28 protein-coding genes are annotated in these 26,699 nt (G+C 58.9%); 24 read left to right on the forward strand and 4 right to left on the reverse strand.

All coding sequences use genetic code 11. The annotated features are described in order from the left end of the window. Positions 1-8: 8 nt before the first annotated feature. Both secF and ACP7B0_RS10235 read left to right on the forward strand, forming a co-directional pair. Complete coding sequence (secF, locus tag ACP7B0_RS10230; protein WP_426141171.1) at positions 9-920, forward strand: protein translocase subunit SecF; 912 nt, start codon at positions 9-11, stop codon at positions 918-920. Between the two features lie 163 nt (positions 921-1,083). Continuing rightward, positions 1,084-1,626 (forward strand): glycine zipper 2TM domain-containing protein, encoded by a 543-nt coding sequence (locus ACP7B0_RS10235; protein ID WP_426141172.1) that lies wholly within the window; start codon positions 1,084-1,086, stop codon positions 1,624-1,626. A gap of 153 nt (positions 1,627-1,779) precedes the next feature. On the opposite strand, the gene suhB is transcribed toward ACP7B0_RS10235, so the two are convergent. Next, positions 1,780-2,595, reverse strand: coding sequence for an inositol-phosphate phosphatase (gene suhB / locus ACP7B0_RS10240; protein WP_426141173.1), 816 nt, complete (start codon positions 2,593-2,595; stop codon positions 1,780-1,782). Positions 2,596-2,875: 280 nt separating this feature from the next. Between suhB and trmJ the strand changes: the two genes are divergently transcribed. The 22 genes from trmJ to ACP7B0_RS10350 all read left to right on the forward strand — a co-directional run bounded on the left by trmJ (position 2,876) and on the right by ACP7B0_RS10350 (position 22,059). Further along, positions 2,876-3,649 carry a tRNA (cytosine(32)/uridine(32)-2'-O)-methyltransferase TrmJ gene (gene trmJ, locus ACP7B0_RS10245; RefSeq protein WP_426141174.1) on the forward strand — a complete coding sequence of 258 codons (774 nt, stop codon included), beginning with the start codon at positions 2,876-2,878 and terminating at the stop codon, positions 3,647-3,649. After that, complete coding sequence (cysE, locus tag ACP7B0_RS10250; RefSeq protein WP_426141175.1) at positions 3,649-4,425, forward strand: serine O-acetyltransferase; 777 nt, start codon at positions 3,649-3,651, stop codon at positions 4,423-4,425. Before trmJ ends, cysE begins: the two co-directional genes overlap by 1 nt. Positions 4,426-4,581: 156 nt before the next feature. Then, a complete protein-coding gene (iscR, locus tag ACP7B0_RS10255) occupies positions 4,582-5,073 on the forward strand; it encodes a Fe-S cluster assembly transcriptional regulator IscR (RefSeq protein WP_426141176.1) in 492 nt (163 codons plus the stop codon). A 44-nt stretch (positions 5,074-5,117) separates the two neighbouring features. Continuing rightward, positions 5,118-6,332, forward strand: coding sequence for an IscS subfamily cysteine desulfurase (locus tag ACP7B0_RS10260; protein WP_426141177.1), 1,215 nt, complete (start codon positions 5,118-5,120; stop codon positions 6,330-6,332). Positions 6,333-6,417: 85 nt separating this feature from the next. Continuing rightward, complete coding sequence (gene iscU / locus ACP7B0_RS10265) at positions 6,418-6,804, forward strand: Fe-S cluster assembly scaffold IscU (RefSeq protein WP_062383507.1); 387 nt, start codon at positions 6,418-6,420, stop codon at positions 6,802-6,804. Between the two features lie 46 nt (positions 6,805-6,850). Further along, positions 6,851-7,174, forward strand: coding sequence for an iron-sulfur cluster assembly protein IscA (iscA, locus tag ACP7B0_RS10270; protein ID WP_426141178.1), 324 nt, complete (start codon positions 6,851-6,853; stop codon positions 7,172-7,174). Positions 7,175-7,182: 8 nt separating this feature from the next. After that, positions 7,183-7,701 carry a co-chaperone HscB gene (gene hscB, locus ACP7B0_RS10275; protein WP_426141179.1) on the forward strand — a complete coding sequence of 173 codons (519 nt, stop codon included), beginning with the start codon at positions 7,183-7,185 and terminating at the stop codon, positions 7,699-7,701. Positions 7,702-7,747: 46 nt separating this feature from the next. Then, complete coding sequence (gene hscA, locus ACP7B0_RS10280; protein WP_426141180.1) at positions 7,748-9,610, forward strand: Fe-S protein assembly chaperone HscA; 1,863 nt, start codon at positions 7,748-7,750, stop codon at positions 9,608-9,610. Between the two features lie 3 nt (positions 9,611-9,613). After that, positions 9,614-9,955 (forward strand): ISC system 2Fe-2S type ferredoxin, encoded by a 342-nt coding sequence (gene fdx, locus ACP7B0_RS10285; RefSeq protein WP_426141182.1) that lies wholly within the window; start codon positions 9,614-9,616, stop codon positions 9,953-9,955. Between the two features lie 12 nt (positions 9,956-9,967). Next, complete coding sequence (gene iscX / locus ACP7B0_RS10290; protein ID WP_426141184.1) at positions 9,968-10,168, forward strand: Fe-S cluster assembly protein IscX; 201 nt, start codon at positions 9,968-9,970, stop codon at positions 10,166-10,168. Positions 10,169-10,263: 95 nt separating this feature from the next. Next, on the forward strand, positions 10,264-10,689 hold the full coding sequence (ndk, locus tag ACP7B0_RS10295; protein WP_020292198.1) for a nucleoside-diphosphate kinase: 426 nt from the start codon (positions 10,264-10,266) through the stop codon (positions 10,687-10,689). A gap of 32 nt (positions 10,690-10,721) precedes the next feature. Continuing rightward, positions 10,722-11,870, forward strand: a complete 1,149-nt coding sequence (gene rlmN / locus ACP7B0_RS10300; protein ID WP_426141185.1) for a 23S rRNA (adenine(2503)-C(2))-methyltransferase RlmN — start codon at positions 10,722-10,724, stop codon at positions 11,868-11,870. Positions 11,871-11,896: 26 nt separating this feature from the next. Continuing rightward, a complete protein-coding gene (pilW, locus tag ACP7B0_RS10305) occupies positions 11,897-12,655 on the forward strand; it encodes a type IV pilus biogenesis/stability protein PilW (RefSeq protein ID WP_426141186.1) in 759 nt (252 codons plus the stop codon). Continuing rightward, a complete protein-coding gene (locus ACP7B0_RS10310) occupies positions 12,655-13,638 on the forward strand; it encodes a RodZ domain-containing protein (protein WP_426141187.1) in 984 nt (327 codons plus the stop codon). The genes pilW and ACP7B0_RS10310 overlap by 1 nt, the downstream gene beginning before the upstream one ends. A 3-nt stretch (positions 13,639-13,641) precedes the next feature. Then, complete coding sequence (gene ispG / locus ACP7B0_RS10315) at positions 13,642-14,751, forward strand: flavodoxin-dependent (E)-4-hydroxy-3-methylbut-2-enyl-diphosphate synthase (RefSeq protein WP_426141188.1); 1,110 nt, start codon at positions 13,642-13,644, stop codon at positions 14,749-14,751. 24 nt (positions 14,752-14,775) lie between these two features. Further along, the gene (hisS, locus tag ACP7B0_RS10320; protein ID WP_426141189.1) at positions 14,776-16,065 is read left to right on the forward strand and encodes a histidine--tRNA ligase; all 1,290 of its coding nucleotides are present in this window, start codon (positions 14,776-14,778) and stop codon (positions 16,063-16,065) included. A gap of 39 nt (positions 16,066-16,104) precedes the next feature. Beyond that, positions 16,105-16,746, forward strand: coding sequence for a YfgM family protein (locus tag ACP7B0_RS10325; RefSeq protein WP_426141190.1), 642 nt, complete (start codon positions 16,105-16,107; stop codon positions 16,744-16,746). Next, entirely contained in the window at positions 16,739-17,890 is a 1,152-nt protein-coding gene (gene bamB, locus ACP7B0_RS10330; RefSeq protein ID WP_426141550.1) for an outer membrane protein assembly factor BamB, read from the forward strand. The genes ACP7B0_RS10325 and bamB overlap by 8 nt, the downstream gene beginning before the upstream one ends. Positions 17,891-18,031: 141 nt before the next feature. Next, positions 18,032-19,504, forward strand: a complete 1,473-nt coding sequence (der, locus tag ACP7B0_RS10335) for a ribosome biogenesis GTPase Der (protein WP_426141191.1) — start codon at positions 18,032-18,034, stop codon at positions 19,502-19,504. Between the two features lie 118 nt (positions 19,505-19,622). After that, on the forward strand, positions 19,623-20,771 hold the full coding sequence (locus tag ACP7B0_RS10340) for a pyridoxal phosphate-dependent aminotransferase (protein WP_426141192.1): 1,149 nt from the start codon (positions 19,623-19,625) through the stop codon (positions 20,769-20,771). After that, complete coding sequence (locus ACP7B0_RS10345) at positions 20,759-21,550, forward strand: amidohydrolase (RefSeq protein ID WP_426141193.1); 792 nt, start codon at positions 20,759-20,761, stop codon at positions 21,548-21,550. Before ACP7B0_RS10340 ends, ACP7B0_RS10345 begins: the two co-directional genes overlap by 13 nt. A 74-nt stretch (positions 21,551-21,624) precedes the next feature. Beyond that, entirely contained in the window at positions 21,625-22,059 is a 435-nt protein-coding gene (locus tag ACP7B0_RS10350; protein WP_426141194.1) for a FlxA-like family protein, read from the forward strand. A gap of 258 nt (positions 22,060-22,317) precedes the next feature. Here the strand turns inward: ACP7B0_RS10350 and leuA are convergent, their stop codons facing one another. The 3 genes from leuA to xseA form a co-directional block, all read right to left on the reverse strand. Beyond that, entirely contained in the window at positions 22,318-23,988 is a 1,671-nt protein-coding gene (gene leuA, locus ACP7B0_RS10355) for a 2-isopropylmalate synthase (RefSeq protein ID WP_426141195.1), read from the reverse strand. Between the two features lie 424 nt (positions 23,989-24,412). Beyond that, complete coding sequence (locus ACP7B0_RS10360) at positions 24,413-25,249, reverse strand: peptidoglycan DD-metalloendopeptidase family protein (RefSeq protein ID WP_426141196.1); 837 nt, start codon at positions 25,247-25,249, stop codon at positions 24,413-24,415. A 6-nt stretch (positions 25,250-25,255) separates the two neighbouring features. Then, positions 25,256-26,635, reverse strand: coding sequence for an exodeoxyribonuclease VII large subunit (gene xseA, locus ACP7B0_RS10365; protein ID WP_426141197.1), 1,380 nt, complete (start codon positions 26,633-26,635; stop codon positions 25,256-25,258). Positions 26,636-26,699 lie beyond the last annotated feature (64 nt).

Below are 26,699 nucleotides of genomic sequence, written 5' to 3' on the forward strand. Positions count from 1 at the left end.
GGGCTGACATGTTACGTACCATTAACTTCATGGGCGTTCGCAACGTTGCGTTCGCTGTCACGATGCTCCTTACGGCTCTGGCGTTGTTCAGCTGGGCGACCAAGGGGTTGAACTACGGCCTGGATTTCACGGGCGGCACGCTCATCGAGCTGACCTACGAACAGCCTGCCGATCTGGGCAAGGTGCGCGAAGAGTTGGTTGCTGCGGGCTATAAGGATGCGGTGGTGCAGAGCTTTGGCGCGACCACCGACCTGCTGGTACGCATGCCGGGCGATGACCCGCAGTTGGGTACTCAGGTAGCCGACGCCCTGCGCAAGTCCGGCGCCGATAACCCGGCGACGATCAAGCGTGTCGAGTTCGTCGGCCCGCAGGTGGGTGAAGAGCTGCGTGACCAGGGCGGCCTCGGCATGCTCATGGCGCTCGGTGGCGTGCTGATCTATCTGGCGTTTCGCTTCCAGTGGAAGTTCGCCGTCGGTGCAATCGTGTCGCTGATCCACGACGTGGTCGTGACCATGGGTATTCTTTCGTTCTTCCAGATCACCTTCGACCTGACGGTCCTGGCGGCTGTACTGGCGATCATCGGTTACTCGCTGAACGATACCATCGTGGTGTTCGACCGGGTCCGGGAAAACTTCCGCCTGCTGCGTAAGGCAACGTTGATCGAGAATATCAACATTTCCACCACGCAAACCCTGCTGCGTACGGCGGCGACGTCCATCTCGACGTTGCTGGCAATCGGCTCGTTGTGGGCGTTTGGTGGTGACAGCCTGCACGGTTTCTCGGTTGCGCTGTTCATCGGCGTGTTGGCCGGTACCTACTCGTCGATCTACATCGCGAACGTCGTGCTGATCTGGCTGAACCTGTCCAGTGAGGATCTGATTCCTCCTGTGGTGGCTGATGAAGTGGACGACCGCCCATAACGTCAGGCGTTCACTCGGAGTACCCCAAAGGCGCGAGTTTTGAACTCGCGCCTTTTTTTATGTTCCAAGGTTCAGGTCTGCAACCCGACACGCGGTTCGCGCTGAAACGGTAATAGACCCAGGTCGCGTAGAAAACTGCGCTTGAGATGGTCAGGAGGTTCACGTGAACAAATCGTTGCTTGTTGGTGCTGTGCTGGGCGCTGCCGTTGTGACGGCCGGCGGTGCTGTTGCCACCTACAGCCTCGTTAAAAGCGGCCCTGAATATGCTGAGGTCCTGGCGGTAGAGCCCGTCAAACAGCAGATCAAGACACCGCGTGAAGTGTGCAAGGACGTCGCCGTAACACGCCAGGCGCCCGTCAAGGACGAGCACCAGATTGTCGGTAGCGTGATTGGTGCGGTTGCCGGTGGTCTTCTGGGTAACCAGATCGGCGGCGGCAATGGCAAGAAGATCGCAACTGTCGCAGGTGCGGTCGGTGGTGGTTATGCCGGTAACAAGGTTCAGGAAGGCATGCAGAATCGTGATACCTACACCACGACTCAAACGCGTTGCAACACGGTCAATGACATCAGCGACAAGGTTGTGGGCTATGACGTGAAGTACAAGCTCAATGACAAGGTCGGTCAGGTACGCATGGACCGTGATCCTGGCAGCCAGATTCCGGTAAACAAGGAAGGTCAGCTGGTGCTGGGCCAGGCGGGCCAGTAACAGGCTTCTGCCTTCAGAGAAAAGCACCTTTGCAGGCTGTTCAAGAACGTAGCGATTGAAGGTAAGGCGTTCAAACGGTCTGCTCGGGTGCTTTTTTTCTATCTGGCGGGCACAAAAAAACCGGCATTTCGCCGGTTTTTTTTATGCTGAAACTTAGCGTTTCAGCGATGCAGGCAAGTGCGGTGCGATGGAAGTCAGCACGGCTTTGAAGCATTTGGTGTTGCCAGCCACGATGTGGCCTTTCTCCAGGAAGTGGTGACCGCCAGTGAAGTCACTGACCAGCCCGCCGGCCTCTTGAATCAGCAAGGCGCCTGCCGCCATGTCCCACTCGGACAGGCCGGATTCCCAGAACGCATCGAAACGGCCTGCGGCCACGTAGGCCAGGTCCAGGCTCGCAGCGCCAGCGCGGCGGATGCCGGCGGTCTGACCTACCAGGCTGCGGAACATGCCCAGGTAGTTTTCCAGGTCGTCCATCTGATTGTCGCGGAACGGGAAGCCGGTGCCGAGCAGGGCGCCTTCAAGGCTGGTGCGCGGGCTGACGCGCATGCGGCGACCGTTAAGTTGCGCGCCGTTACCGGCACTGGCGGTGAACTCTTCCTGACGAACCGGATCGAGAACCACGGCGTGAGCCAGGCGGCCTTTGTGCTTGCAGGCGATGCTGACGGCGAAGTGCGGTACACCACGAATGAAGTTGGTGGTGCCGTCCAGCGGGTCAATGATCCACAGGTAGTCGGCGCCTTCGCCGGTGCCTTCATGCAGGCCGGTTTCTTCACCCAGGATGCCGTGAGTCGGGTAAGCCTTGCGCAGGGCGGTGACGATCAGTTGCTCGGCAGCACGATCGATTTCGGTGACGTAATCTTTCGCACCTTTTTCATCGACCTTGATGGTATCCAGGCGCTCGATGGAGCGGAAAATCAATTCGCTGGCGCTGCGGGCGGCGCGCAGCGCGATATTCAGCATGGGCTGCATGGACGTTTCACCTGGGTCGTTAAAGAAAGCCGAACATTCTATGGCGTACGGCGAAATATTTCCAGCACCGTGTTGTCGCGTAAAGCTAAAACCGGCCTGTTGGAGCGAGGCTTGCCCGCGAATCAGGCGCCCGCGGTGGTCCAGACGGTGTGCGTTATCGTTCTTCGCGGACAAGCCTCGCTCCAACGCTGCTGCGAGGCACATCCGCAAGCCTTCATAGCGTTAATCGGGGGGCTTCTGTAATATTCGTTCCCCTTTCTTCTGTCTGTGAGCGCTTGCCTTGCTGCAAAACATTCGTGTTGTTCTGGTCGGTACCAGTCATCCCGGCAATATCGGAGGAGCTGCTCGCGCCATGAAAAACATGGGGCTTTCGCGCCTGGTGCTTGTGGATCCGCTGGTCTTTCCAAATCATGAGGCCGACGCCCGGGCTTCCGGCGCGGGCGATATCCTCGAAAACGCCCAGGTGGTTGCGACCCTTGAGGACGCGCTGGTGGGCTGCAATCTGGTGTTGGGCACCAGTGCCCGCGACCGGCGCATTCCATGGCCGCTGCTGGATCCGCGTGAGTCCGGCGTGATGGCCGCAGAGCAGGCCGGGCAGGGCGCTGAAGTGGCGCTGGTATTTGGCCGTGAGTACGCGGGCCTGACCAACGAAGAGCTGCAGCGATGCCACTATCATGTGCATATCCCCTCCGACCCTGACTTCAGCTCGTTGAATCTCGCGGCAGCGGTTCAGGTGTTGAGCTATGAAGTGCGCATGTCCTGGCTGGCCGTTCAGGGGCAACCCACCAAGACCGAAAAATACGAAGTGACGTCCGTGCGCAGCGCCGATCTGGCAACCATGGATGAAATGGAAGGTTTTTACGGGCATCTGGAGGCGACGCTGGTCGCCATCGGCTTCCTCGATCCGGAAAAACCACGGCATTTGATGGCTCGATTGCGTCGCCTTTACGGTCGCAGCGATGTGAATCGGTCGGAGCTGAGTATTTTGCGCGGCATCCTGACCGAAACCCAGAAATCTGCACGCGGTGAACCCTACAAACGCAAGGATCAATGATGTTCGAACGTCTGCGAGAAGATATTCAAAGTGTGTTTCATCGTGATCCGGCTGCGCGCAATGCGTTTGAAGTGCTCACCTGCTATCCCGGTATGCACGCGATCTGGCTTCATCGTCTGGCGCATATCCTGTGGCGGCAAGGGTTGAAGTGGCCTGCGCGCGTGGTGTCGAACTTCGGCCGCTGGATGACGGGTATCGAAATTCATCCTGGCGCGAAGGTTGGACGGCGGTTCTTCATCGATCACGGCATGGGGATCGTGATTGGCGAAACCGCCGAGATTGGCAATGACGTGACGCTGTACCAGGGCGTGACGCTGGGCGGTACCAGTTGGAACGCCGGCAAGCGCCATCCCACCCTGGAAGATGGCGTCGTGGTGGGGGCTGGCGCCAAAGTGCTTGGGCCGTTCACGGTCGGGGCGGGTGCCAAGATAGGCTCCAATGCCGTCGTCACGAAGGCGGTGCCCGCCGGAGCGACCGCAGTGGGTATCCCGGGACGCATCATTATCAAGTCCGACGATGACGTACAGGCCAAACGCAAAGCCATTGCCGAGAAGCTGGGTTTCGATGCTTATGGCGTCAGCGAGGACATGCCTGACCCCGTGGCGCGGGCTATTGGCCAGTTGCTCGACCACCTGCAAGCGGTGGATGTTCGTCTCGAAGGCATGTGCGACGCACTCAAAGGTCTGGGCAGTGATTACTGTGCCAAGGAGCTGCCTGAGCTTCACGACGAAGTCTTCGATTGCGTGAAGGACAAGAGTGAAAGCAAGATCGCCTGATGTTGCGTGGCGCCGAACGTGTCATATGCGGCCGCATTTGCTATGATGCGGCCGCTGTTTTGCAGGTATTCCCGACTAATTTGCTCGGTCTTATAGTTGACTTAAATACTCGGGAATAGCATACTTGTTTCATTCCGAACCTCCGCGGTACACGCCATGCGACTGACAACGAAAGGCCGATACGCTGTAACTGCCATGCTCGATCTGGCATTACATGCGCAGAACGGGCCAGTGTCCCTGGCTGATATTTCCGAGCGACAAGGCATTTCCCTGTCCTATCTTGAGCAGCTGTTCGCCAAATTGCGCCGTAGCAATCTGGTGTCCAGCGTTCGGGGGCCGGGTGGTGGTTATCAGCTTTCCCGCGACATGCAAGGCATCCAGGTATCCCAGGTGATCGATGCGGTCAACGAGTCCGTTGATGCAACCCGTTGCCAGGGGCTGGGCGATTGTCATGCCGGTGACACCTGTCTGACCCACCACTTGTGGTGTGATCTCAGTCAGCAGATTCACGAATTTCTAAGCGGTATCAGTCTGGCTGACCTTGTGACTCGCCGTGAGGTGCAAGAAGTCGCCCAGCGCCAGGACCTGCGTCGTTCCAGTACCACGACGCATTACCTGGATAAGATTCAAACGTCCGCCGTCGAATGAACGCAGATGAATGAGCGGTGCGCCTGCCTGATAGGAGAGCTTTAATGAAATTGCCGATTTACCTCGATTACTCAGCAACGACCCCGGTCGATCCGCGTGTCGCGCAGAAAATGATCGAATGCCTGACGGTCGAAGGAAACTTCGGCAACCCGGCATCGCGTTCCCATGTGTTTGGCTGGAAGGCCGAAGAGGCCGTTGAGAACGCGCGCCGTCAGGTCGCGGATCTGGTTAATGCCGATCCACGTGAAATCGTCTGGACCTCCGGTGCCACCGAGTCCGACAACCTGGCAATCAAGGGCGTGGCGCACTTCTATGCCAGCAAGGGCAAGCACATCATCACCAACAAGATCGAGCACAAGGCTGTGCTTGATACGACGCGTCAGCTTGAGCGTGAAGGTTTTGAAGTCACCTACATCGAGCCAGGCGAAGACGGCCTGATCACTCCGGCGATGGTCGAAGCGGCTCTGCGCGACGACACCATCCTGGTGTCGGTCATGCACGTGAACAACGAAATCGGTACCGTCAATGACATCGCCGCCATCGGCGAGCTGACCCGCTCGCGCGGCGTGCTGTTTCACGTTGATGCAGCGCAATCCACGGGTAAAGTTGAAATCGACCTGGCCAGCCTCAAGGTTGACCTCATGTCCTTTTCGGCACACAAGACTTACGGCCCCAAAGGCATCGGCGCCCTCTACGTGAGCCGCAAACCGCGCGTTCGCCTGGAAGCAGCCATGCATGGTGGTGGTCACGAACGCGGCATGCGTTCCGGCACCCTGGCCACCCACCAGATCGTTGGCATGGGTGAAGCGTTCCATATCGCCAAGCAAGACATGGCTGCCGAGTACGCCCACGTCAAAGCCTTGAGCGAGCGCTTCTACAAACAGGTTGAAGGCCTTGAAGAGCTGTACATCAATGGCAGCATGATTTCCCGTGTGCCGCACAACCTGAACCTGAGCTTCAACTATGTCGAAGGCGAGTCGCTGATCATGGCGCTCAAGGATCTGGCGGTTTCGTCGGGTTCGGCCTGTACCTCGGCGTCGCTTGAGCCGTCTTACGTGTTACGCGCCCTTGGTCGTAATGACGAACTGGCCCATAGCTCGATACGCTTTACCTTCGGGCGCTTCACCACCGAAGAAGAAATCGATTATGCGGCGCAGAAAGTCTGCGAAGCGGTTACCAAGCTGCGTGCGCTCTCGCCGCTGTGGGACATGTACAAAGACGGCGTCGACATCTCCAAGATCGAGTGGGCGGCGCATTAATTTAAAGCCGTCTACAGAGCGGGTCACGCGAAACCAACCGTGCGTGTGACTCGCAGAGCGGCTCCCTGATGAGAGGATAAGTATCATGGCTTACAGCGAAAAGGTCATCGACCACTACGAGAACCCGCGTAACGTCGGCAAGATGAACGCGGAAGATCCTGATGTTGGCACCGGCATGGTCGGCGCTCCGGCTTGCGGCGACGTCATGCGCCTGCAAATCAAGGTCAACGAGCAGGGCATCATCGAAGATGCCAAGTTCAAGACCTACGGCTGCGGTTCGGCCATTGCGTCCAGCTCTCTGGCGACCGAGTGGATGAAGGGCAAGACTCTGGATGAAGCAGAGACCATCAAAAACACTCAACTGGCTGAAGAACTGGCATTGCCGCCGGTGAAGATCCACTGCTCCGTGCTCGCGGAAGACGCCATCAAGGCGGCTGTTCGCGATTACAAGCAGAAGAAAGGCCTGCTGTAAGCAGTGTTCCTTTGTTAAAGAAGCTTGCGACAAACAAGGAGTCCCGATGGCTATCAGCATGACAGAAGCTGCCGCGAAACACGTACGACGCTCTCTTGACGGGCGCGGCAAGGGTGATGGCGTTCGTCTGGGTGTTCGCACCACAGGCTGTTCCGGTCTCGCCTATGTGCTCGAGTTCGTCGACGAGGCAAACACTGAGGACACCGTGTACGAATTGCACGGCGTCAAAGTGATCATTGATCCGAAAAGCCTGGTCTACCTTGATGGCACCGAACTGGATTTCGTCAAGGAAGGGCTGAACGAAGGCTTCAAGTTCAATAACCCTAACGCGCGCGGTGAATGTGGCTGCGGCGAAAGCTTCAACATCTGAGGCTTATTGTGGGTACTCCTTGTCATTTTGCTCTGTTCGAGCTCAAGCCGAGCTTCATTCTCGACCTTGATCAGCTGGCTACGCGCTATCGCGAGCTGGCTCGCGGCGTTCATCCGGACCGCTTCGCTGACGCCTCCGAGCGTGAGCAGCGCTTTGCGCTGGAGCATTCCGCCAGCCTCAACGAAGCCTATCAGACGCTCAAGAGCGCCCCGAAGCGCGCGCGTTATCTGTTGGCGATGCGTGGCGAAGTGCCGCTGGAAGTCACCGTGCACGATCCTGAGTTTCTGCAGCAGCAGATGCAATGGCGCGAAGAGCTTGAGGACTTGCAGGACGAAGCGGATCTGGCGGGGATAGCTGTATTCAAGCGACGCCTGAAAGGTGCGCAGGAAGAACTGAACGAAAGCTTCGCCGCCTGTTGGGACGACGCTGCGCAGCGCGATGAGGCCGAACGGCTGATGCGGCGCATGCAGTTCCTCGACAAGCTCTCTTACGAAGTGCGCCAGCTGGAAGAGCGCCTCGACGATTAACCCCGTGCTGCTTCTGGCTGCACGCCTGTGATTATTCAGATAAAGCATGGCCTTACTGCAGATCGCCGAACCCGGCCAAAGTCCTCAACCGCACCAGCGCAGGCTGGCTGTGGGTATCGACCTGGGCACCACCAATTCGCTGGTCGCTGCGTTGCGCAGCGGTCTTTCCGAGCCGCTGGCTGACGCGCAAGGGCAGGTCATTCTGCCCTCTGCCGTGCGCTATCACGCCGACCGCATCGAAGTGGGCCAGGCCGCCAAGGATGCCGCCGCGACCGACCCGTTCAACACCGTGCTCTCGGTCAAGCGCCTGATGGGGCGCGGTCTGTCGGACGTCAAACAGCTGGGCGAACAGCTGCCGTACCGTTTCGTCGGTGGCGAGTCGCACATGCCGTTTATCGAAACCGTCCAAGGCCCGAAAAGCCCGGTCGAAGTGTCCGCCGATATTCTCAAGGTCCTGCGTCAGCGTGCCGAGCTGGCATTGGGCGGCGAGCTGGTGGGGGCGGTGATTACCGTTCCGGCGTATTTCGACGATGCTCAGCGCCAGGCCACCAAGGATGCCGCCAAGCTGGCCGGCCTCAATGTGCTGCGCCTGCTCAACGAGCCCACGGCGGCAGCCGTCGCCTATGGCCTGGACCAGAACGCCGAGGGCGTCATTGCCATCTACGACCTGGGTGGCGGTACGTTTGATATTTCGATCCTGCGCCTGACGGGCGGCGTCTTTGAAGTGCTGGCCACTGGCGGTGATACCGCGCTGGGTGGCGATGACTTCGATCACGCCATCGCCAGCTGGATTGTCGCCGAGGCAGGTCTGTCGGCGGATATCGACCCGTCCGCCCAGCGCAGCCTTCTGCAGGCAGCCTGCGCGGCCAAGGAAGCCCTGACTGACGTTGCCAGTGTTGATGTCGCCTACGGGGACTGGCGCGGTGTGTTGACCCGCGACGCCTTCGACGCGCTGATCGAGCCGATGCTCGCCCGTAGCCTCAAGGCGTGTCGCCGTGCGGTGCGTGACGCCAACATCGAGCTGGATGAAGTCGAAGCGGTGGTCATGGTCGGTGGTTCTACCCGGGTGCCTCGCGTGCGTCAGGCGGTGGGTGAGCTGTTCGGGCGTCAGCCATTGACCGAAATCGATCCGGATCAAGTGGTCGCCATCGGTGCGGCGATCCAGGCCGATACCCTGGCGGGCAACAAACGCGACGGCGAAGAACTGCTGCTGCTCGACGTGATTCCGCTTTCTCTCGGGCTGGAAACCATGGGCGGCCTGATGGAAAAAGTCATTCCGCGCAACACCACGATTCCGGTTGCGCGGGCTCAGGACTTCACGACTTACAAAGACGGCCAGTCGGCCATGATGATTCACGTGCTGCAAGGTGAGCGCGAGTTGATCAGCGATTGCCGTTCCCTGGCGCGCTTCGAACTGCGGGGCATTCCGGCCATGGTTGCCGGTGCCGCGAAAATCCGCGTCACCTTCCAGGTTGATGCCGATGGCCTGCTCAGCGTGGCGGCCCGGGAGTTGGGTTCGGGTGTCGAGTCCAGTATTCAGGTCAAGCCTTCCTACGGTCTGACCGACGGCGAAATCGCCCGCATGCTCAAGGATTCGTTCCAGTACGCCAGTGACGACAAGGTCGCCCGGGTATTGCGTGAGCAACAGGTCGACGCTCAGCGTCTGGTCGAGGCGGTTGAAGCAGCGCTGGATGCCGATGGCGATCGTCTGCTGGATGACGAGGAGCGCAGGGTCATTGACCTGCAACTCCAGGAATTACGTGAATTGATGCAAGGCACCGACGGCCCCGCCATCGAGCAGCAGACCAAGCGTCTGTCGCAAGTGACCGACGCTTTTGCAGCCCGACGCATGGACTTGACGGTCAAGGCCGCGCTGTCGGGGCGCAATCTGAATGAAATCGAGGAATAACCGATGCCGCAGATCATTTTTCTGCCTCACGCAGTACTGTGCCCGGAAGGTCTGGTGGTAGAGGCGGCGCCCGGCACTTCTATTCTCGAACTGGCGCACGAGCACCATATCGAGATCGAGAGCGCCTGCGGCGGTGTCTGCGCCTGCACCACCTGTCATTGCGTCATCCGCGAGGGGTTTGACTCGCTGGAAGAGGCGGACGAGCTGGAGGAGGACATGCTCGACAAGGCCTGGGGTCTTGAGGCTCAGTCGCGTCTGTCCTGCCAGGCCATCGTCGGCACTGAAGACCTGACGGTGGAAATTCCGAAATATTCGCTAAACCATGCGGCCGAGGCGCCGCACTGACAAGGAGCTGTCATGGGTCTTAAATGGGTAGATGTGCTGGATATCGCTATCCTGCTCGCCGAGCGCCACCCTGAAATCGATCCGCTGTCCGTGAACTTCGTCAGGTTGCGCAATCTGGTCACAGAGTTGCCTGAATTCGACGATGTGCCGGATCGCGGCGGGGAAAAGGTTCTCGAAGCGATCCAGGCCACCTGGATCGATGAGCGGGACTGAATCCTGTAACCTTTGCAGTTAGGCAATACATCAGAACCCGCGTATAATTCGCGGGTTTAATTTTTCGCTTTAATCATTGTTTCTGGAGTTACACCATGGCTGTTCAACGTACTTTCTCCATCATCAAGCCTGACGCCGTTGCTAAAAACGTAATCGGCGAAATCACCACTCGTTTCGAAAAAGCCGGTCTGCGCGTTGTTGCTTCGAAACTGAAGCAGCTGTCCAAGGCCGAAGCTGAAGGTTTCTACGCTGAGCACAGCGCTCGCGGCTTCTTCGGCGACCTGGTTGCCTTCATGATCTCCGGTCCTGTTGTTGTTCAGGTTCTGGAAGGTGAAGACGCTATTGCAAAAAACCGCGAGCTGATGGGCGCTACCAACCCTAAAGAAGCGGCTGCCGGTACTATCCGCGCTGATTTCGCTGACTCCATCGACGCCAACGCTGTTCACGGTTCCGACTCCGAAGCCGCTGCAGCTCGCGAAATCTCGTACTTCTTCGCAGCTACCGAGGTGACCACTCGCTAAGTCCTGCTGACTAACGAGTGAAGGGTGAATTCATGATTGCATCGACTGGCAAAACAAACCTGTTGGGTCTTACTCAACTGGAAATGGAAAAATTCTTCGACTCGATCGGGGAGAAGCGCTTCCGTGCCGGACAGGTCATGAAGTGGATTCACCACTTTGGCGTCGATGATTTCGACGCCATGACTAACGTCAGCAAGGCCCTGCGCGAAAAGCTTAAGGCCTGTGCCGAAGTTCGTGGTCCTGAAGTCGTCAGCGAGGACATCTCCAGCGACGGCACCCGTAAATGGGTGGTGCGCGTAGAGTCCGGCAGCTGTGTCGAAACGGTTTACATCCCCCAGGGCAAGCGGGGCACCTTGTGTGTTTCATCCCAGGCGGGCTGCGCGCTGGATTGCAGTTTCTGCTCTACCGGCAAGCAAGGCTTCAACAGCAACCTCACCGCCGCCGAAGTCATCGGTCAGGTGTGGATTGCCAACAAATCCTTTGGCAGCGTCCCGGCAACCGTCGACCGTGCCATCACCAACGTGGTGATGATGGGCATGGGTGAGCCGCTGCTGAACTTCGATAATGTCATTGCCGCCATGCATCTGATGATGGATGACCTGGGCTATGGCATTTCCAAGCGCCGGGTGACGCTGTCCACCTCCGGCGTCGTGCCGATGATCGATGAGCTGGCCAAGCACATTGACGTCTCCCTGGCTCTGTCGCTGCACGCACCCAATGACGCGCTGCGCAACCAGCTGGTGCCGATCAACAAGAAGTATCCGCTGAAGATGCTTCTGGAGTCCTGCCAGCGCTACATGAAGACCCTGGGTGAAAAGCGGGTGCTCACTATCGAGTACACCATGCTCAAGGACGTCAACGACAAGGTCGAGCATGCCGTCGAGATGATCGAGCTGCTCAAAGATACGCCTTGCAAGATCAACCTGATCCCGTTCAACCCGTTTCCGCATTCGGGTTACGAGCGTCCGAGCAACAATGCGATCCGTCGCTTTCAGGATCAGTTGCATCAGGCTGGCTACAACGTCACTGTACGCACCACTCGGGGCGAGGATATTGATGCCGCCTGTGGTCAGTTGGTAGGCCAGGTGATGGATCGGACCCGTCGCAGCGAGCGCTACATCGCCGTACGTGAGTTGAGTGCCGAGGCCGAAGTGGCCCAGAACGCCACGACGCGAACCTGATCCTGAACTTGACCAAGAGGACCTCCATGCCTGTGCGTGCCGCGCTGCTGCTCTTTTTCATGACGCTGCTGGCGGGCTGCGTCACGTCGGGCAATGTCGCTCCGATGAGCACCAGCAAGGGCCGGGACGCTGCTCGAGAGGCCTATGTGCAGCTGGGTCTTGGCTATTTGCAGCAAGGGCAGACCGAGCGGGCCAAGGTGCCGTTGAAGAAAGCGCTGGAGCTGGACAGCTCGGATGCGGACTCAAATGCTGCGCTGGCGCTGGTGTTCCAGGCCGAAATGGAGCCGGAGCTGGCCGATCAGCATTTTCGCAAGGCATTGTCTTCCCGCAAGGGAGACGCCCGCATTCTAAACAACTACGGCAGCTTTCTTTACGAGCAAGGCCGTTACAAAGAAGCCTATGCCCGTTATGAAGAGGCGGCCGCAGACACGCTTTATCCAGAGCGTTCGCGAGTGTTCGAGAGCCTGGGCATGACGGCAGTGAAGCTAAGCGACCGTGAAGCGGCGCTGAATTATTTCACCAAGGCCTTACGCCTTGATCGCTTATTGCCACGATCATTGCTGGAAATGGCTGAGTTGTCCTTCGAAGACAGGCATTATGTGCCCTCGCGCGACTATTACGATCGTTTTAGCCAACTGAGTGAGCAAAATGCACGTAGTCTATTGCTCGGTACGCGATTGGCGAAAGTCTTTGACGATCGCAACAAAGCAGCCAGTTTCGGGCTGCAACTCAAAAGACTCTATCCCGGTACGCCGGAATATCAGCAATACCTGTCGGAGCAATGATGAAAGCGGTGCATCCCGAAGTTGTAGCAGCCACCCGCGTAAATCCTGGCGAAACCCTGCGTCAGGCTCGCGAGAATAAAAACTGGTCGCTGCCGGATGTCGCCTTGAGGATGAACCTCACGGCTACATCTTTGCACAACCTTGAGGCTGGCGATTTCGAAAAATTGCCCGGGCACACGTTCGCCCGTGGCTACGTGCGGGCGTATGCCAAGTTACTGGATCTGGATCAGACCGCACTGGTCAATCAATTCGATCAATACACCGGTACCGATGGCAAAGGGGCGCCTGTCCATGCGCTGGGCCGTATCGAAGAGCCGGTTCGGCTTTCGCATAACATCCTGCGCATTGTCAGCCTGCTTTTGCTGGCGGTGCTGGTGGGTGCCGGTTTCCTCTGGTGGCAGGATCAGGCATCCCAGCGTGGCAGGGACACCGTCAGTCTGGCCCCGGAGCACGTCGAGGTGGAAAGCGCCGACGGCACCACGCAGATTCACCCGCTGGATGAGCCGGAAGATCAGGCAGTGACGCAAGGGCTGAGCAGCAATCAGTCGCCGTTGCCCCTGAACCCAGGCACACCCGAGACGCAAACGCCTGCATCCACGCCAACCGCGCCTTCGGCATCGGCAAACGTTCCGGCACATGCTCCGGCAACGCCCTCTGTTCCTGCTCCTGTTACATCCGTCGCGCCAAGCGCACCTGTCACCGCGCCCGCTGTGGCTGAAGCGGCGCCGGAGGTTCCCGCTGGTGCGGGGCAAGTGGTCATGCAGTTCACGGGTGATTGCTGGACTCAGGTGACTGATGCAGGCAACAAGACGCTTTTCAGCGGCCTGAAGCGCAAAGGCGACAGCCTGAACGTAAATGGCAAGCCTCCCCTGAGTGTGACCCTGGGTAACCCGCCCGGTGTTTCGGTCAACTACAATGGCCAGCCGGTTGATCTGTCGTCATTCACCAACGGCAGAACCGCTCGTCTGAAGCTAGGGCAATAAGTCATGCACGGCGAATCTCCGATCAAGCGTCGCGAATCTCGAAAAATCTGGGTCGGCTCGGTTCCGGTCGGTGGCGACGCGCCGATTGCAGTGCAGAGCATGACCAACAGCGATACCAATGACGTGGCCGCCACCGTCGCCCAGATCAATCGTCTTGAAGCCGCAGGCGTGGATATTGTGCGGATTTCGGTGCCCGACATGGACGCCGCCGAGGCCTTCGGGCGGATCAAGCAGTTGGTCAAAGTGCCACTGGTTGCCGATATTCACTTCGATTACCGAATCGCCTTGCGCGTTGCCGAGCTGGGTGTCGATTGCCTGCGTATCAATCCGGGCAATATCGGTCGCGAAGACCGGGTGCGTGCCGTGGTGGACGCGGCCCGTGATCGGGGCATCCCGATCCGGATCGGCGTGAACGCCGGCTCGCTGGAAAAAGACCTGCAAAAGAAATACGGCGAGCCCACGCCAGCGGCGCTGGTTGAATCTGCACTGCGCCACGTAGAGCACCTTGAACGCTTGAACTTTCAGGACTTTAAAGTCAGCGTGAAGGCTTCCGACGTGTTCATGGCCGTCGAAGCCTATCGCTTGCTGGCCAAGGAAATCGTTCAACCTTTGCACCTGGGTATCACCGAAGCCGGTGGCTTGCGCTCAGGAACGGTGAAATCAGCCGTTGGCCTCGGTATGCTGCTGGCCGAAGGGATTGGCGATACTATCCGCATCTCGCTGGCCGCTGACCCGGTCGAGGAGGTGAAAGTCGGCTACGACATCCTCAAGTCGTTGCACCTTCGTTCCCGTGGCATCAACTTCATCGCCTGCCCGAGCTGCTCGCGGCAGAACTTCGATGTGGTCAAGACCATGAATGAGCTGGAAGGGCGCCTTGAAGATTTGCTGGTGCCGCTGGACGTTGCCGTTATCGGTTGTGTGGTCAACGGGCCGGGTGAGGCAAAGGAAGCGCATATCGGGTTGACCGGCGGTACGCCGAACCTGATCTACATCGATGGTAAACCGGCGCAAAAGCTGACCAATGACAACCTGGTGGATGAGCTGGAACGCCTGATCCGCCAGAAAGCGGCCGAAAAGGTCGAGGCTGACGCAGCGCTTATTGCGCGTGGCTAACCCAAGAATTGCTAAGGATTTTTTGTGAGTAAGTCTCTGCAAGCCATTCGTGGCATGAACGATATCCTGCCCGAGCAGACCCCGTTGTGGCGTCATTTCGAAGGCACCGTCTCGCGTTTGCTCGATAATTACGGTTATCGGCAGATTCGCATGCCCATCGTGGAGTTCACCGAGCTGTTCAAACGCTCTATCGGCGAAGTCACCGACATCGTCGAAAAAGAGATGTACACCTTCGAAGACCGCAACGGCGATTCGCTGACCTTGCGTCCTGAAGGTACGGCAGCCTGTGTGCGTGCAGTGCTTGAACACGGCATCACCGGCGGCGGCCAGGTGCAGAAACTCTGGTACATCGGCCCGATGTTTCGCCATGAGCGTCCGCAAAAAGGCCGTTATCGCCAGTTTCACCAGATTGGCGTCGAGGTGTTCAACCTTGACGGGCCGGACATCGACGCCGAGCTGATCGTGATGACCTGGCGCCTATGGGGCATGCTGGGCATCCGTGACGCGGTCAAGCTCGAGCTCAACAGCCTGGGCACCAGCGAAGCACGTGCGCGCTATCGGGATGCGCTGGTGGAATTCCTGTCGGGCCGACTGAGCGAGCTGGATGAAGACAGTCAGCGCCGTCTGAAAACCAATCCGCTGCGGGTGCTCGATACCAAGAACCCTGAAACTCAAGCGGTGCTGGTGGATGCCCCGAAACTGGCGGACTACCTGGACGATGAGTCGCGCCTGCATTTCGAAGGCCTCAAGGCACGCCTGGAGGCTGCCGGTATTCCTTACGTCATCAACCCCAAGCTGGTTCGTGGGCTGGATTACTACAGCAAGACCGTCTTCGAATGGGTCACTGACAAGCTTGGCGCCCAAGGCACGGTATGTGCCGGTGGTCGTTATGACGGGCTGGTCGAGCAGATGGGCGGTAAACCCACCAGTGGTGTCGGTTTCGCCATGGGTATCGAACGTCTGGTGCTGATGCTTGAAACCCTGGAGCAGATCCCGGAAGAAATCTCCCGTCAGGTGGATGTCTACCTGTGTGCATTCGGCGAAGCTGCCGAACTGGCGGCACTGGCCTTGACCGAGCGGGTTCGCGACCGGTTGCCGAACCTGCGTCTGCAGGTCAATGCCGGGGGCGGTAGCTTCAAGAGCCAGTTCAAAAAAGCCGACAAGAGCGGTGCTCTCTACGCGCTGATCCTCGGCGAGGAAGAGTTGGCGCAACAAATGATCGGTGTCAAACCCCTGCGTGGCCAGGGCGAACAACAAAATATTGCCTGGGATGCTCTGTCCGAGCACCTGGCCTCCTGCATTGTGCAGGGTTGAAACTGACTAACAGCCGATTTAGCGAATAGGAGTATTGGGGTGTCGCGTACCGAAGATGAAGAGCTGGCGGGAATGAAGGACTGGTGGCAGCGTAATGGCAAACCCCTGTTGACAGGTGGTTTGCTGGCGTTGGTCATCGTTCTTGGCTGGCAGGCCTGGAGCCGCTACCAAAGCAATCAGTCGCAAGGTGCATCCGCGCTGTACCAGCAGTTGCTGGAAACCACGCTGACGCCAAGCGGCCAGGCTGATACCGCACGTGTTGCCGACATCGCCAGCAAGCTCAAGAGCGAGTACGGCGGCACGGCTTACGCCCAGTACGGCAGCCTTTTTGTCGCCAAGGTGGCGGTCGATACCGGCAAGCTGGATGACGCGGCGGCCGAGCTGAAACTGGTTGCGGATAAGCCCGCCAGCGCTACGTTGGGCGAAATTGCCCGTCAGCGTCTGGCTCGAGTGCTGGCGGCGCAGAACAAGGCCGAAGACGCCCTGAAACTGCTGGACGGCGATGCCGACAAGGCATTCCTGGCCAGCCGTGAGGAACTCAAGGGTGACCTGCTGGTACAGTTGGGTCGCACTGACGATGCGTATGCCGCATACAAAAAAGCCAAATCCGCGCTGTCTGAAGAAGCAGCCGTAGGGGGCCTACAAATGAAGCTCGATGACTTGGCCAAAGGGGATGCGTGACGTGATTCGTTGGAAACATGCAGCATTGCTGGCTCTGGCCATTCTGGCCGCGGGTTGCAGCAGCAACAGCAAAAAAGAACTGCCACCGGCCGAGCTGACCGACTTCAAGGAAGAGGTGGTCCTGCACAAACAGTGGAGCCGCTCCATCGGTGACGGTCAGGGCGAAACCTATAACATGCTGGTCCCGGCCGTGGATGGCGGCCGGATCTTCGCCTCGGATGTGACGGGCGTGATCATGGCGCTGGATCGCATGAACGGCGACGTCGCCTGGAAGAAAGACCTCGAACTGCCGGTCTCCGGTGCCGTCGGTGTGGGTTACGGCATGCTGATGATCGGTACGCTCAAGGGTGAGATTGTCGTCCTGGACGAATCGACCGGCGAAGAAAAATGGCGTGCCCACGTGACCAGCGAAGTGCTGGCTCCGCCTGCAACCAATGGTGATGTGGTGGTTGTCCAGACTCAGAACGACCGCGTGGTCGGCTTTGATGCCGCCACCGGCACTCAGCGCTGGATCTACGAAAGCACGCCGGCAGTCTTGACGCTGCGCGGTACTGGCGCGCCGATTGTGACCAATCACCTCGCGGTGGCGGGCCTGTCAACGGGTAAAGTCGTTGCTCTGGACACGGCCAGCGGCGTACCGGTCTGGGAACAGCGCGTTGCTATCCCGCAAGGTCGTTCCGAGTTGGAGCGCGTTGTCGATATCGACGGCGGTTTGCTGCTCTCTGGTAGCACCTTGTATGTTGCCAGCTATCAAGGTCGCGTTGCCGGCCTGGACCTGGAAAGCGGTCGTGTGCTCTGGCAGCGTGATGCATCCAGCTATGCGGGTGTCGCCCAGGGTTTTGGCAGCGTCTACGTTAGCCTGGCCAATGGCACCGTCGAAGGTATCGACGAGCGTTCGTCCACGGCACTGTGGAGCAATGATGCTCTGGCGCGCCGCCAACTTGGCGCGCCGGAAGTCTATTCCAGCTACGTAGCGGTCGGCGACATGGAAGGCTATCTGCACCTGTTGAGCCAGGTGGATGGTCGTTTCGTGGGGCGCGAGCGCATCGACAGCGACGGCTTGCGAACTCGTCCGCTGGTGGTTGGCGACATGATTTATGTGTATGGCAACAGTGGCAAGCTGGAAGCCCTGACCATCAAGTAAAGACTGTCTATGCTTGAGGTCCTGGACCTCTGGCAGCCCTGCTTCGGCAGGGCCTGCAGCACCGAAAGGTGCTGCTCCGAACTCCGGCCGCTGCTCTGCAGCGGCTTTTGTATTTTCTGAAATAACGAAGTGGAGAGCCGCATGGTTCCCGTAATCGCCCTGGTGGGTCGACCGAACGTCGGCAAGTCCACCTTGTTCAACCGCCTGACCAGGACTCGCGACGCTATTGTCGGCGATCTGTCCGGTCTGACCCGTGATCGCCAATACGGTGAGGCCAAGTGGCAAGGGCGCTCCTACATCCTGATCGACACCGGTGGTATTTCCGGTGACGAGCATGGCATGGATGAAAAAATGGCCGAGCAGTCCCTGCTGGCCATCGAAGAAGCTGATGTCGTGTTGTTCCTGGTGGACGCCCGTGCCGGTTTCACTGCTGCGGACCAGATGATTGGCGAGCACTTGCGCAAGCGTGGCAAGCGTTCCTATGTGGTCGCTAACAAGGTCGATAACATCGACCCGGAAATGGCCCGAGCTGAATTTGCCCCGTTGGGCATGGGCGACGCCATCCCGGTAGCCGGTGCTCACGGTCGTGGCATCAGCCAGATGCTGGAAATCGCCCTTAGCCAGTTCCCGAAAGACGAAGGGGAAGAGGAAGAAGAGGGCGAAACCGAAGTCGTCGCTGAAGGTCAGGAAGCCAAGCGCATCCCGGGTCCAAGCGAAAAAGACGGCATCAAGATTGCCATCATTGGTCGTCCCAATGTCGGTAAATCGACGCTGGTCAACCGCATGCTGGGTGAAGACCGGGTTATCGTCTATGACGAGCCGGGCACCACCCGTGACAGCATCTACATTCCGTTCACCCGCAATGACGAGAAGTACACGCTGATCGACACGGCGGGTGTGCGCAAGCGCGGCAAGATCCACGAGGAAGTCGAAAAGTTCTCGGTGGTGAAAACCCTGCAGGCCATCAAAGACGCCAACGTGGTGATCTTCGTGATGGATGCCCGTGAAGGCGTGGTCGATCACGACCTCAACCTGCTGGGCTTCGCCCTGGAAGCGGGTCGTGCGCTGGTTATCGCCCTGAACAAGTGGGACGGCATGGTGCCGAGCGAACGCGACTACGTGAAGACCGAGCTTGAACGCCGGTTGTTCTTCGTCGACTTCGCCGACATTCACTTCATCTCGGCCCTGCATGGTACGGGCGTGGGCAACCTGTATCAGTCGGTGCAGAACTCGTTCAAGTCCGCGGTCACCCGCTGGCCGACCAGTCGCCTGACCCAGATCCTCGAAGACGCGGTCAGCGAGCATGCGCCGCCCATGGTGGGCAGCCGTCGTATCAAGCTGCGCTATGCGCACTTGGGGGGTGCCAACCCGCCGTTGATCGTGATTCACGGTAACCAGGTCGAGAAAGTACCCAAGTCCTACGTCCGTTATCTGGAAAACACCTATCGCCGCGTGTTGAAACTGGTCGGTACGCCGATCCGTATCGAGTTCAAAGGTGGCGAGAACCCTTACGAGGGGAACAAGAACACGCTGACAGACCGTCAGGTCAACAAGAAGCGTCGGATGATGTCGCACCACAAGAAAGCCGACAAGAAGCGCAGGGATAAGCGCTGATCCTGTAAGAGGCTTTCTCCGAAAAGGCGCTAATAGCGCCTTTTTTTATGCGCGCTCAATGGGCTATTCTGGACGGCCCGTGCCACGGTGGAGCCGGGCATACAGTCGAGAAGGCCCCATGATAACGAGCAAGCTACCCCACGTTGGCACCACCATTTTTACCGTCATGTCCCAGCTCGCGGCCGAGACTGGCGCGATCAATCTTTCTCAGGGCTTTCCGGATTTTGACGGCCCTCAGGCGCTACGTGATGCCTTGAGCCGGCACGTTGCCGAGGGTCACAACCAGTACGCGCCCATGACCGGTCTGCCGGCACTGCGTCAGCAAGTGGCGGCCAAGGTCGCTCGCTGCTACGGCCGTCAGGTCAATCCCGACTCCGAAGTCACCATTACGCCGGGCGCTACCCAGGCGATTTTCTGTGCGATTCAAACCGTGATTCGCCCCGGTGACGAAGTCATCATTTTCGATCCGTGCTACGACAGTTACGGGCCTTCCGTGGAGTTGGCCGGTGGCCGTTGCGTGCATGTGCAACTGGGGCTCGGGGATTTTTCCATCGACTGGCAGAAACTCAGCGATGCGATGAGCCCGCGCACCCGCATGATCGTGATCAACAGCCCCCATAACCCAAGCGGTGCCTTGATCTCTCGCGACGATCTTGATCGTCTTGCAGCGCTGATTGCCGGTCGCGATATCTATCTGCTCAGCGACGAGGTTTATGAGCATCTGGTGTACGACGGCATTCAGCATGTCAGCGTATTGGCTCATGAAGAACTGTATCAGCGGGCTTTTGTGGTCAGCTCGTTCGGCAAGACGTATCACGTTACCGGCTGGAAAACCGGTTATGTGGTGGCGCCTCCCGCATTGACCGCCGAGTTGCGCAAGATCCACCAGTACGTGAGCTTCTGTGGTGTCACGCCCTTGCAGTACGCGCTGGCTGATTTCATGGCCGAGCACCCTGAGCACGTGGAAGAACTGCCGGCGTTCTATCAAGCCAAACGGGATTTCTTCTGTGACCGGCTGCGCGCCTCGCGCTTTGGCTTCGAGCCTGTGGGCGGCACCTATTTCCAGTTGGTGGACTACTCGCACATTCAGCCTGATCTCAACGACGTGGAAATGTCGTTGTGGATGACCCGCGAGCACGGCGTCGCCAGCATTCCCATTTCCGTGTTTTACCAAAGCCCGCCTGAAGGTCAGCGAATCATTCGTCTGTGTTTCGCCAAACGCGAGGAGACACTGGCCCTGGCGGCGGAGAAACTATGCGCGATTTAAACCTGTTGCCGAACCTGAATCTGGCAATAGTCCAGACCTCGCTGGCCTGGCATGACCGCCAGGCCAATCACGAACATTTCGCCATGCTGCTGGATCAGATTAACGACGCTGATCTGGTGATCCTGCCGGAGATGTTCACCACGGGGTTTTCCATGGAGTCCGAAACCCTGGCCGAGCCTGAAGTCGGCCCTACCGCCAAGTGGATGCTGGCCCAGGCCAAGCGGCTGCAAGCGGTTGTCACCGGCAGCATCATCGTCAAGGCGGCTGACGGTAGCCATCGCAATCGATTGTTGTGGGCGCGACCGGACGGGGAGTTACAGCATTACGACAAACGTCACCTGTTCCGTATGGCGGGCGAGCACGAGCATTACAGTCCGGGCACTCAACAGGTGCAGTTCGAACTCAAGGGCTGGCGGATTCGCCCGCTGATTTGCTATGACCTGCGATTTCCGGTCTGGAGCCGCGACGCTCAAAGCACGGATCTGCTTTTGTACACCGCCAACTGGCCAGGTGCCCGGCGTTTGCACTGGAATCGCCTGCTACCGGCCCGTGCTATCGAAAACCTTTGCTATGTCGCAGCGGTGAACCGCACGGGGACGGACGGCAAGGGCTTTGCCTACACCGGCGACAGCCAGGTGCTGGATTTCCAGGGTGAAAGCCTGTTCAGCGCGGGGGAGGCGGAGGGTGTTTTCGAGGTGTCGTTGAGCGCAGCGGAGTTGGCGGCTTATCGCACAAAATTTCCGGCTTATCTGGATGCCGATACATTCGAGATACAATAATTGTGTTCAGTTGTGTCTGAGCTCGCCGATACGCCGTATATCCATTACTGAATGTTTCATTTAGGGAGTACGGCATGACCACGATCAGCACGTCATCACTGAGCCCATATTCAACGGCGTTCACCGCCACAATCAAGAAAGACGACGCTGCCACGACTGCCGCATCGACTGACGCGACCACGGCCGCGGGCGAGGACAGCGCCAAAAGCACGACTGTTGAGGCGGGCGGTGCCGCCGGCGGCGGCGGTGCTACGGGTAGCTCGACCTCTGATGCCACCCAGGAAAGCATCGACAAGCTAGAAGAGCAGATCAAACAGACTCAAAAACAGCTCCAGAAAGAGCAACAGCAACTGGCCGCTGCTCAGAACGGCAACGGTACCGAGGAAGAAAAAGCCCAGAAGGCTTTGGCGATCCAGGCTCAGATTTCAAGCACCAACGCCACGCTGGCGTCGCAGCAGGCTGCTTTGTTGCAATTGACGACTACCGGCGGCGTCGACACCACCGCGTAAATGCGTTGGAGCGAGGCTTGCCCGCGAAGAATGATAGCGCGGTGGGTCAGCGTTACCGAGGCGTCCGATTCGCGGGCAAGCCTCGCTCCAACGAGATCGGATTACGCGAAGTACGGTTCAGGCCTTGAGTTCCGGTGCCAACTGCGCGGGTTCTTTGCCCAGTACTTCCTTGTGGCCTTAAGGAGCCGCGCGCTCGCTCCAACAAAGCAAAAAGCCCGCTACGAAAGCGGGCTTTTTCATGTGGCTGTCAGTTCAATGTCAGGCAGCTTTGGCTTCCGCCTGGCTCAGGGAGCGGTTCAGGGCGCTGAACAGGGCGCGGAAGCTGGCCGTGGTGATGTTTTCATCAATGCCCACGCCATGGATGGCTCGCTCACCGTTCACACGCAGCTCGATATAGGCGGCGGCTTTTGCCGTGGTGCCTGCGCCAATGGCGTGTTCGTTGTAGTCCATGATTTCAACGCCCACTGGCAGGCTTGAAACCAGCGCTTCCAGCGCGCCGTTACCTTTGCCTTTCCAGCGTTGGGTTTCGTCATTGACGCTGACTTCCGCGTCCACCGCGCTGGTGTTGTTCTCTTCCTGCAGGCGATGGCTGATCAGCGAATAAGGCTTGTTGGCTTGCAGGTATTCGCGTTTGAACAGCGCGTAGATCTGCTGTGCCGACATCTCAAGGCCCAGGCGATCGGTTTCACCCTGCACCACCTGGCTGAACTCGATCTGCATGCGACGTGGCAACGAAATGCCGTATTCCTGTTCCAGCAAGTAAGTGATGCCGCCCTTGCCGGACTGGCTGTTGACGCGAATCACCGCCTCGTAGCTGCGACCGATGTCGGCCGGGTCGATGGGCAGGTAAGGGACTTCCCACAAAGCGTCTGGCTTCTGCTGAGTGAAACCCTTGCGGATAGCATCCTGGTGCGAGCCGGAGAACGCCGTGTGCACCAGGTCGCCCACATACGGGTGACGCGGGTGAACCGGGATCTGGTTGCACTCTTCAACCACTTTGCGCACGCCGTCGATGTCAGAGAAGTCCAGCTGCGGATCAAGCCCTTGGGTGTACATGTTTAACGCCACGGTGACCAGGTCCACGTTGCCGGTGCGCTCGCCATTGCCGAACAGGCAACCTTCCACACGATCTGCGCCAGCCATCAGGCCCAGTTCGGTGGCCGCAACGCCGGTGCCACGGTCGTTGTGGGTGTGCAGGCTGATGATGACGCTGTCACGGCGGGTGATATTGCGGCAGAACCACTCGATCTGGTCGGCGTAGATATTCGGTGTAGCAACTTCAACCGTTGCAGGCAGATTGAGGATGACTTTGTTCTCAGGCGTCGCGTTCCAGACCTCGATCACCGCGTCGCAGACTTCCTTGGCAAACTCCAGTTCGGTGGCGCTGAAGGTTTCCGGGGAGTACTCGAAGGTCCACTGCGTTTCCGGTTGCTCGGCGGCGTATTTGACGAACAGCTTGGCCGCGCTGACCGCGATCTCCTTGACGCCGGCCTTGTCCTGATTGAAGACAATGCGGCGGAAGGACGGGCAGGTGGCGTTGTACAGGTGAACAATGGCTTTTTTTGCGCCGCGAAGGGATTCGAACGTGCGGGCGATCAGGTCTTCACGGCCTTGGGTCAACACCTGAATAGTGGTGTCGTCCGGGATATGGCCGTCTTCGATCAGGGTACGAACGAAGTCGAAATCAGTCTGCGAGGCTGCCGGGAACGACGCTTCGATTTCCTTGACGCCGACGCTGACCAGAGTCTTCCAGAAGCGCAGCTTTTTCACTGCATCCATGGGCTCGATCAGAGACTGGTTGCCGTCACGAAGATCCGAGCTGCACCAGATCGGGACTTCAGTGATGGTTTTCGACGGCCAGGTGCGGTCAGGCAGGTCAATGGTCGGGAACGCACGGTACTTCTTCGATGGATCTTTGAGCATGGTCATGGGAAATCCTTTTGTTCTTGAGGGGCCGGGTGGAGGCGGCCAACCGATGATTCGATAAGACAGGGGCGAGGCACCGCAATCTAGCTTGGCAGTCGTGCACTGACCAGGCTGAGACAGCAATGTTGCCGCAACAGAATGAGGGTTTGAGAGTTGTTCATGACGTCAACCGTAACCATTAGGGTGAAAGTTGGCAAGCAGTTGAAAAAAATTGAGAGAAAGTCGCGTAAAAGGTCAATGGCTATCGTTTTGTAGCGCGATTTATTGGTTTTAAAGCGATTTATTGCTGAGCCATAAATGCTGGCGCGATTCTGGAACCCCTGGGGCCGGATTTATCCGGGAAGAGGACATCAGGCTCAGTATCCCGCGCCTGATGCACGGCATCGCGAATGAATCCGCGCCCACAGGTTCGGAATTAAAGCGGGGATCAAGGCTGAAAGGCCCCAATGAAAATTGCCGGGTCAACCCGCGCATCGTTCAGGCTGATATTCCAGTGCATGTGCGGGCCGGTGGCGCGTCCGGTTGCACCGACTTTGCCTACCACACCGCCGCGGGGTACGGCATCGCCAACTTTCACGTCGATCTTCGACATATGGCAAAACATGCTGATGAAGCCTTGGCCGTGGTCGACGAATACGGTGTTGCCGTTGAAGAAATAGTTGCCGGTCAGGATCACTTTGCCCGCGGCCGGGGATTTGATCGGCGTACCCGCGGGGACTGCGAAATCCAAGCCTGCATGGGGGTTGCGCTCTTCGCCGTTGAAAAAGCGACGCACGCCGAACTTGCTCGACAGTGGGCCGTTGACCGGCTTGTCCAGCAGCAGATTGCTTGGGGTGGCAGGCGTAAAGGTGCGATAGGCGGCGATCTGTTCCGCCAGCTCGCCTTCGATGCGCTTCAGGTCGGCGGGATCAGGATTGACCTGGCGTTTGTTCTTCAGGGTGATGCGCTGTTCCGGATACTTCTTGCTGCCGACCGTGAACGCCTGAGTGCGATTGCCACTGGCATCCTTGATGGCCAATTGTTGCGTGCCTGGCTTGACCGTCAATGGCACACCGACAATCGCCAGCCAGCGGCTGTTCTGCTCTTTGACCACCAGCACCGATCGGCCTTGATAACGGGCTGTTGGCGCTTGTGCACCGTTGCCCAGGTCCACCACGGCAACGCCGCCCGGGACCGGCTTGTCGAGCAGCCGCGTTATATAGCTGTCAGCGTGAGCGGGCAAGCACAGCAAGAGGGCCAGCAGTGGGGCCAGAAATCGCAGCATTAATCATCAATCCAGAAGAGAAAGAGTGACGGGCGTCAGGTGATTGTCTTCGACTCTCACCTGCAACTCGCCTTCACCCAGTCGGGCCGTCAGGCGCTGACCGGTTTGGGTTTGAGCGGCGCTGCGAATGGCGTGGCCGCGCTCGTCAAGCAAGATGCTGTAACCGCGCCCCAGCGTGGCCAGCGGGCTGACCACGTTCAGGGTTTGCACCTGGCTTTGCAATTGAAGGTGGCGGGTCTTGAGGCTGTCGCGCATGGCTTTGGGCAAGCGGGCGGCCAGGACGTCCAGACGTTGACGCAAGAACGCCAGGGCGCGCCCCGGATGTTGGGCGGCAAGGCGGCTTTCCAGGTGGGCGATGCGCACCCTTCGCGTGTGCATCTGCTGCTCGAAAGCACGGCGCATGCGCATGTCCAGATCATCCAGGCGCTGCGCCTGTTGTCGCAGACGTTCGCCGGGGTGGCGCAGGCGGCGGGAAATACCTTCCAGACGCAATCGCTCGCGCATGAGCTTGTCCTGCATGCGACTGATCAGACGGCGATGCAGGCTGTCCACGCGGCGATGCAAGTCACTGGAGTCGGGCGCCAACAGCTCTGCGGCGGCGGAGGGTGTCGGCGCACGAACGTCGGCCACGAAATCGCTGATGGACACATCGGTTTCATGACCCACGGCACTCACAATCGGCGTCACGCAAGCATCTATGGCACGCGCCACGGCTTCTTCGTTAAAGCACCACAAGTCTTCCAGCGAGCCGCCGCCACGGGCCAGGATCAGCGCGTCGAACCCACGGGAGTCCGCCAGTTTCAATGCGCGCACGATCTGCGCAATGGCATCGCGGCCTTGTACGGCGGTGGGGATCAGCGTCAATTGCACGCGGGGCGCGCGACGGCGGAACACGCTGATGATGTCGCGAATCACCGCGCCGGTAGGGGAACTGATGATGCCGATGCGTTGCGGATGAAGCGGCAGCGCGACCTTGCGTTCGGCACTGAACAGCCCCTCGGCGCTGAGCTTTTCTTTCAGGGCGTCGAAAGCCAGGCGCAACGCGCCGTCGCCTGCAGGCTCCACGGTGTCGAGGATCAACTGATAATCGCCGCGCCCTTCGAACAGCGAAACCTTGCCGCGCACCTTGACCTGCAAACCGTCCTTGAGCGCCTGACGAACCCGCGCCGCACTCTGCCGAAACAGCGCGCAACGCACCTGCGCGCCGGAGTCCTTGAGGGTGAAATAGACGTGGCCGGATGCCGGGCGCGACAGATTGGAAATCTCGCCCTCGACCCAGATATTGCTGAACACGTCTTCCAGCAACACCCGAGCGCGGCCGTTGAGTTGGCTGACAGTAAGGATTTCCCGGTCGAGGCCGAGTCTTGCGAAGGGGTCTTTGATCATGGTGGGCATCATAATGGCAATGCCGGTCAAGCGCACGGACCTGTTGGAGCGAGGCTTGCCCGCG

This window comes from Pseudomonas sp. DWP3-1-2 (assembly GCF_049896285.1).
Classification (GTDB): Bacteria; Pseudomonadota; Gammaproteobacteria; order Pseudomonadales; family Pseudomonadaceae; genus Aquipseudomonas.

What these genes read in the sequence shown, in the direction of transcription:
- der (WP_426141191.1), top strand. Translation starts at nt 18,032, where the DNA reads ATGGTTCCCGTAATCGCCCTGGTGGGTCGACCGAACGTCGGCAAGTCC.
- ispG (WP_426141188.1), top strand. Translation starts at nt 13,642, where the DNA reads ATGCACGGCGAATCTCCGATCAAGCGTCGCGAATCTCGAAAAATCTGG.
- leuA (WP_426141195.1), bottom strand. Translation starts at nt 23,988, where the DNA reads ATGACCATGCTCAAAGATCCATCGAAGAAGTACCGTGCGTTCCCGACC.
- ACP7B0_RS10360 (WP_426141196.1), bottom strand. Translation starts at nt 25,249, where the DNA reads ATGCTGCGATTTCTGGCCCCACTGCTGGCCCTCTTGCTGTGCTTGCCC.
- ACP7B0_RS10310 (WP_426141187.1), top strand. Translation starts at nt 12,655, where the DNA reads ATGAAAGCGGTGCATCCCGAAGTTGTAGCAGCCACCCGCGTAAATCCT.
- secF (WP_426141171.1), top strand. Translation starts at nt 9, where the DNA reads ATGTTACGTACCATTAACTTCATGGGCGTTCGCAACGTTGCGTTCGCT.
- iscU (WP_062383507.1), top strand. Translation starts at nt 6,418, where the DNA reads ATGGCTTACAGCGAAAAGGTCATCGACCACTACGAGAACCCGCGTAAC.
- cysE (WP_426141175.1), top strand. Translation starts at nt 3,649, where the DNA reads ATGTTCGAACGTCTGCGAGAAGATATTCAAAGTGTGTTTCATCGTGAT.
- iscX (WP_426141184.1), top strand. Translation starts at nt 9,968, where the DNA reads ATGGGTCTTAAATGGGTAGATGTGCTGGATATCGCTATCCTGCTCGCC.
- bamB (WP_426141550.1), top strand. Translation starts at nt 16,739, where the DNA reads ATGCGTGACGTGATTCGTTGGAAACATGCAGCATTGCTGGCTCTGGCC.
- ACP7B0_RS10350 (WP_426141194.1), top strand. Translation starts at nt 21,625, where the DNA reads ATGACCACGATCAGCACGTCATCACTGAGCCCATATTCAACGGCGTTC.
- rlmN (WP_426141185.1), top strand. Translation starts at nt 10,722, where the DNA reads ATGATTGCATCGACTGGCAAAACAAACCTGTTGGGTCTTACTCAACTG.
- ACP7B0_RS10260 (WP_426141177.1), top strand. Translation starts at nt 5,118, where the DNA reads ATGAAATTGCCGATTTACCTCGATTACTCAGCAACGACCCCGGTCGAT.
- hscA (WP_426141180.1), top strand. Translation starts at nt 7,748, where the DNA reads ATGGCCTTACTGCAGATCGCCGAACCCGGCCAAAGTCCTCAACCGCAC.
- iscA (WP_426141178.1), top strand. Translation starts at nt 6,851, where the DNA reads ATGGCTATCAGCATGACAGAAGCTGCCGCGAAACACGTACGACGCTCT.
- ACP7B0_RS10340 (WP_426141192.1), top strand. Translation starts at nt 19,623, where the DNA reads ATGATAACGAGCAAGCTACCCCACGTTGGCACCACCATTTTTACCGTC.
- ndk (WP_020292198.1), top strand. Translation starts at nt 10,264, where the DNA reads ATGGCTGTTCAACGTACTTTCTCCATCATCAAGCCTGACGCCGTTGCT.
- xseA (WP_426141197.1), bottom strand. Translation starts at nt 26,635, where the DNA reads ATGATCAAAGACCCCTTCGCAAGACTCGGCCTCGACCGGGAAATCCTT.
- fdx (WP_426141182.1), top strand. Translation starts at nt 9,614, where the DNA reads ATGCCGCAGATCATTTTTCTGCCTCACGCAGTACTGTGCCCGGAAGGT.
- iscR (WP_426141176.1), top strand. Translation starts at nt 4,582, where the DNA reads ATGCGACTGACAACGAAAGGCCGATACGCTGTAACTGCCATGCTCGAT.
- ACP7B0_RS10345 (WP_426141193.1), top strand. Translation starts at nt 20,759, where the DNA reads ATGCGCGATTTAAACCTGTTGCCGAACCTGAATCTGGCAATAGTCCAG.
- suhB (WP_426141173.1), bottom strand. Translation starts at nt 2,595, where the DNA reads ATGCAGCCCATGCTGAATATCGCGCTGCGCGCCGCCCGCAGCGCCAGC.
- pilW (WP_426141186.1), top strand. Translation starts at nt 11,897, where the DNA reads ATGCCTGTGCGTGCCGCGCTGCTGCTCTTTTTCATGACGCTGCTGGCG.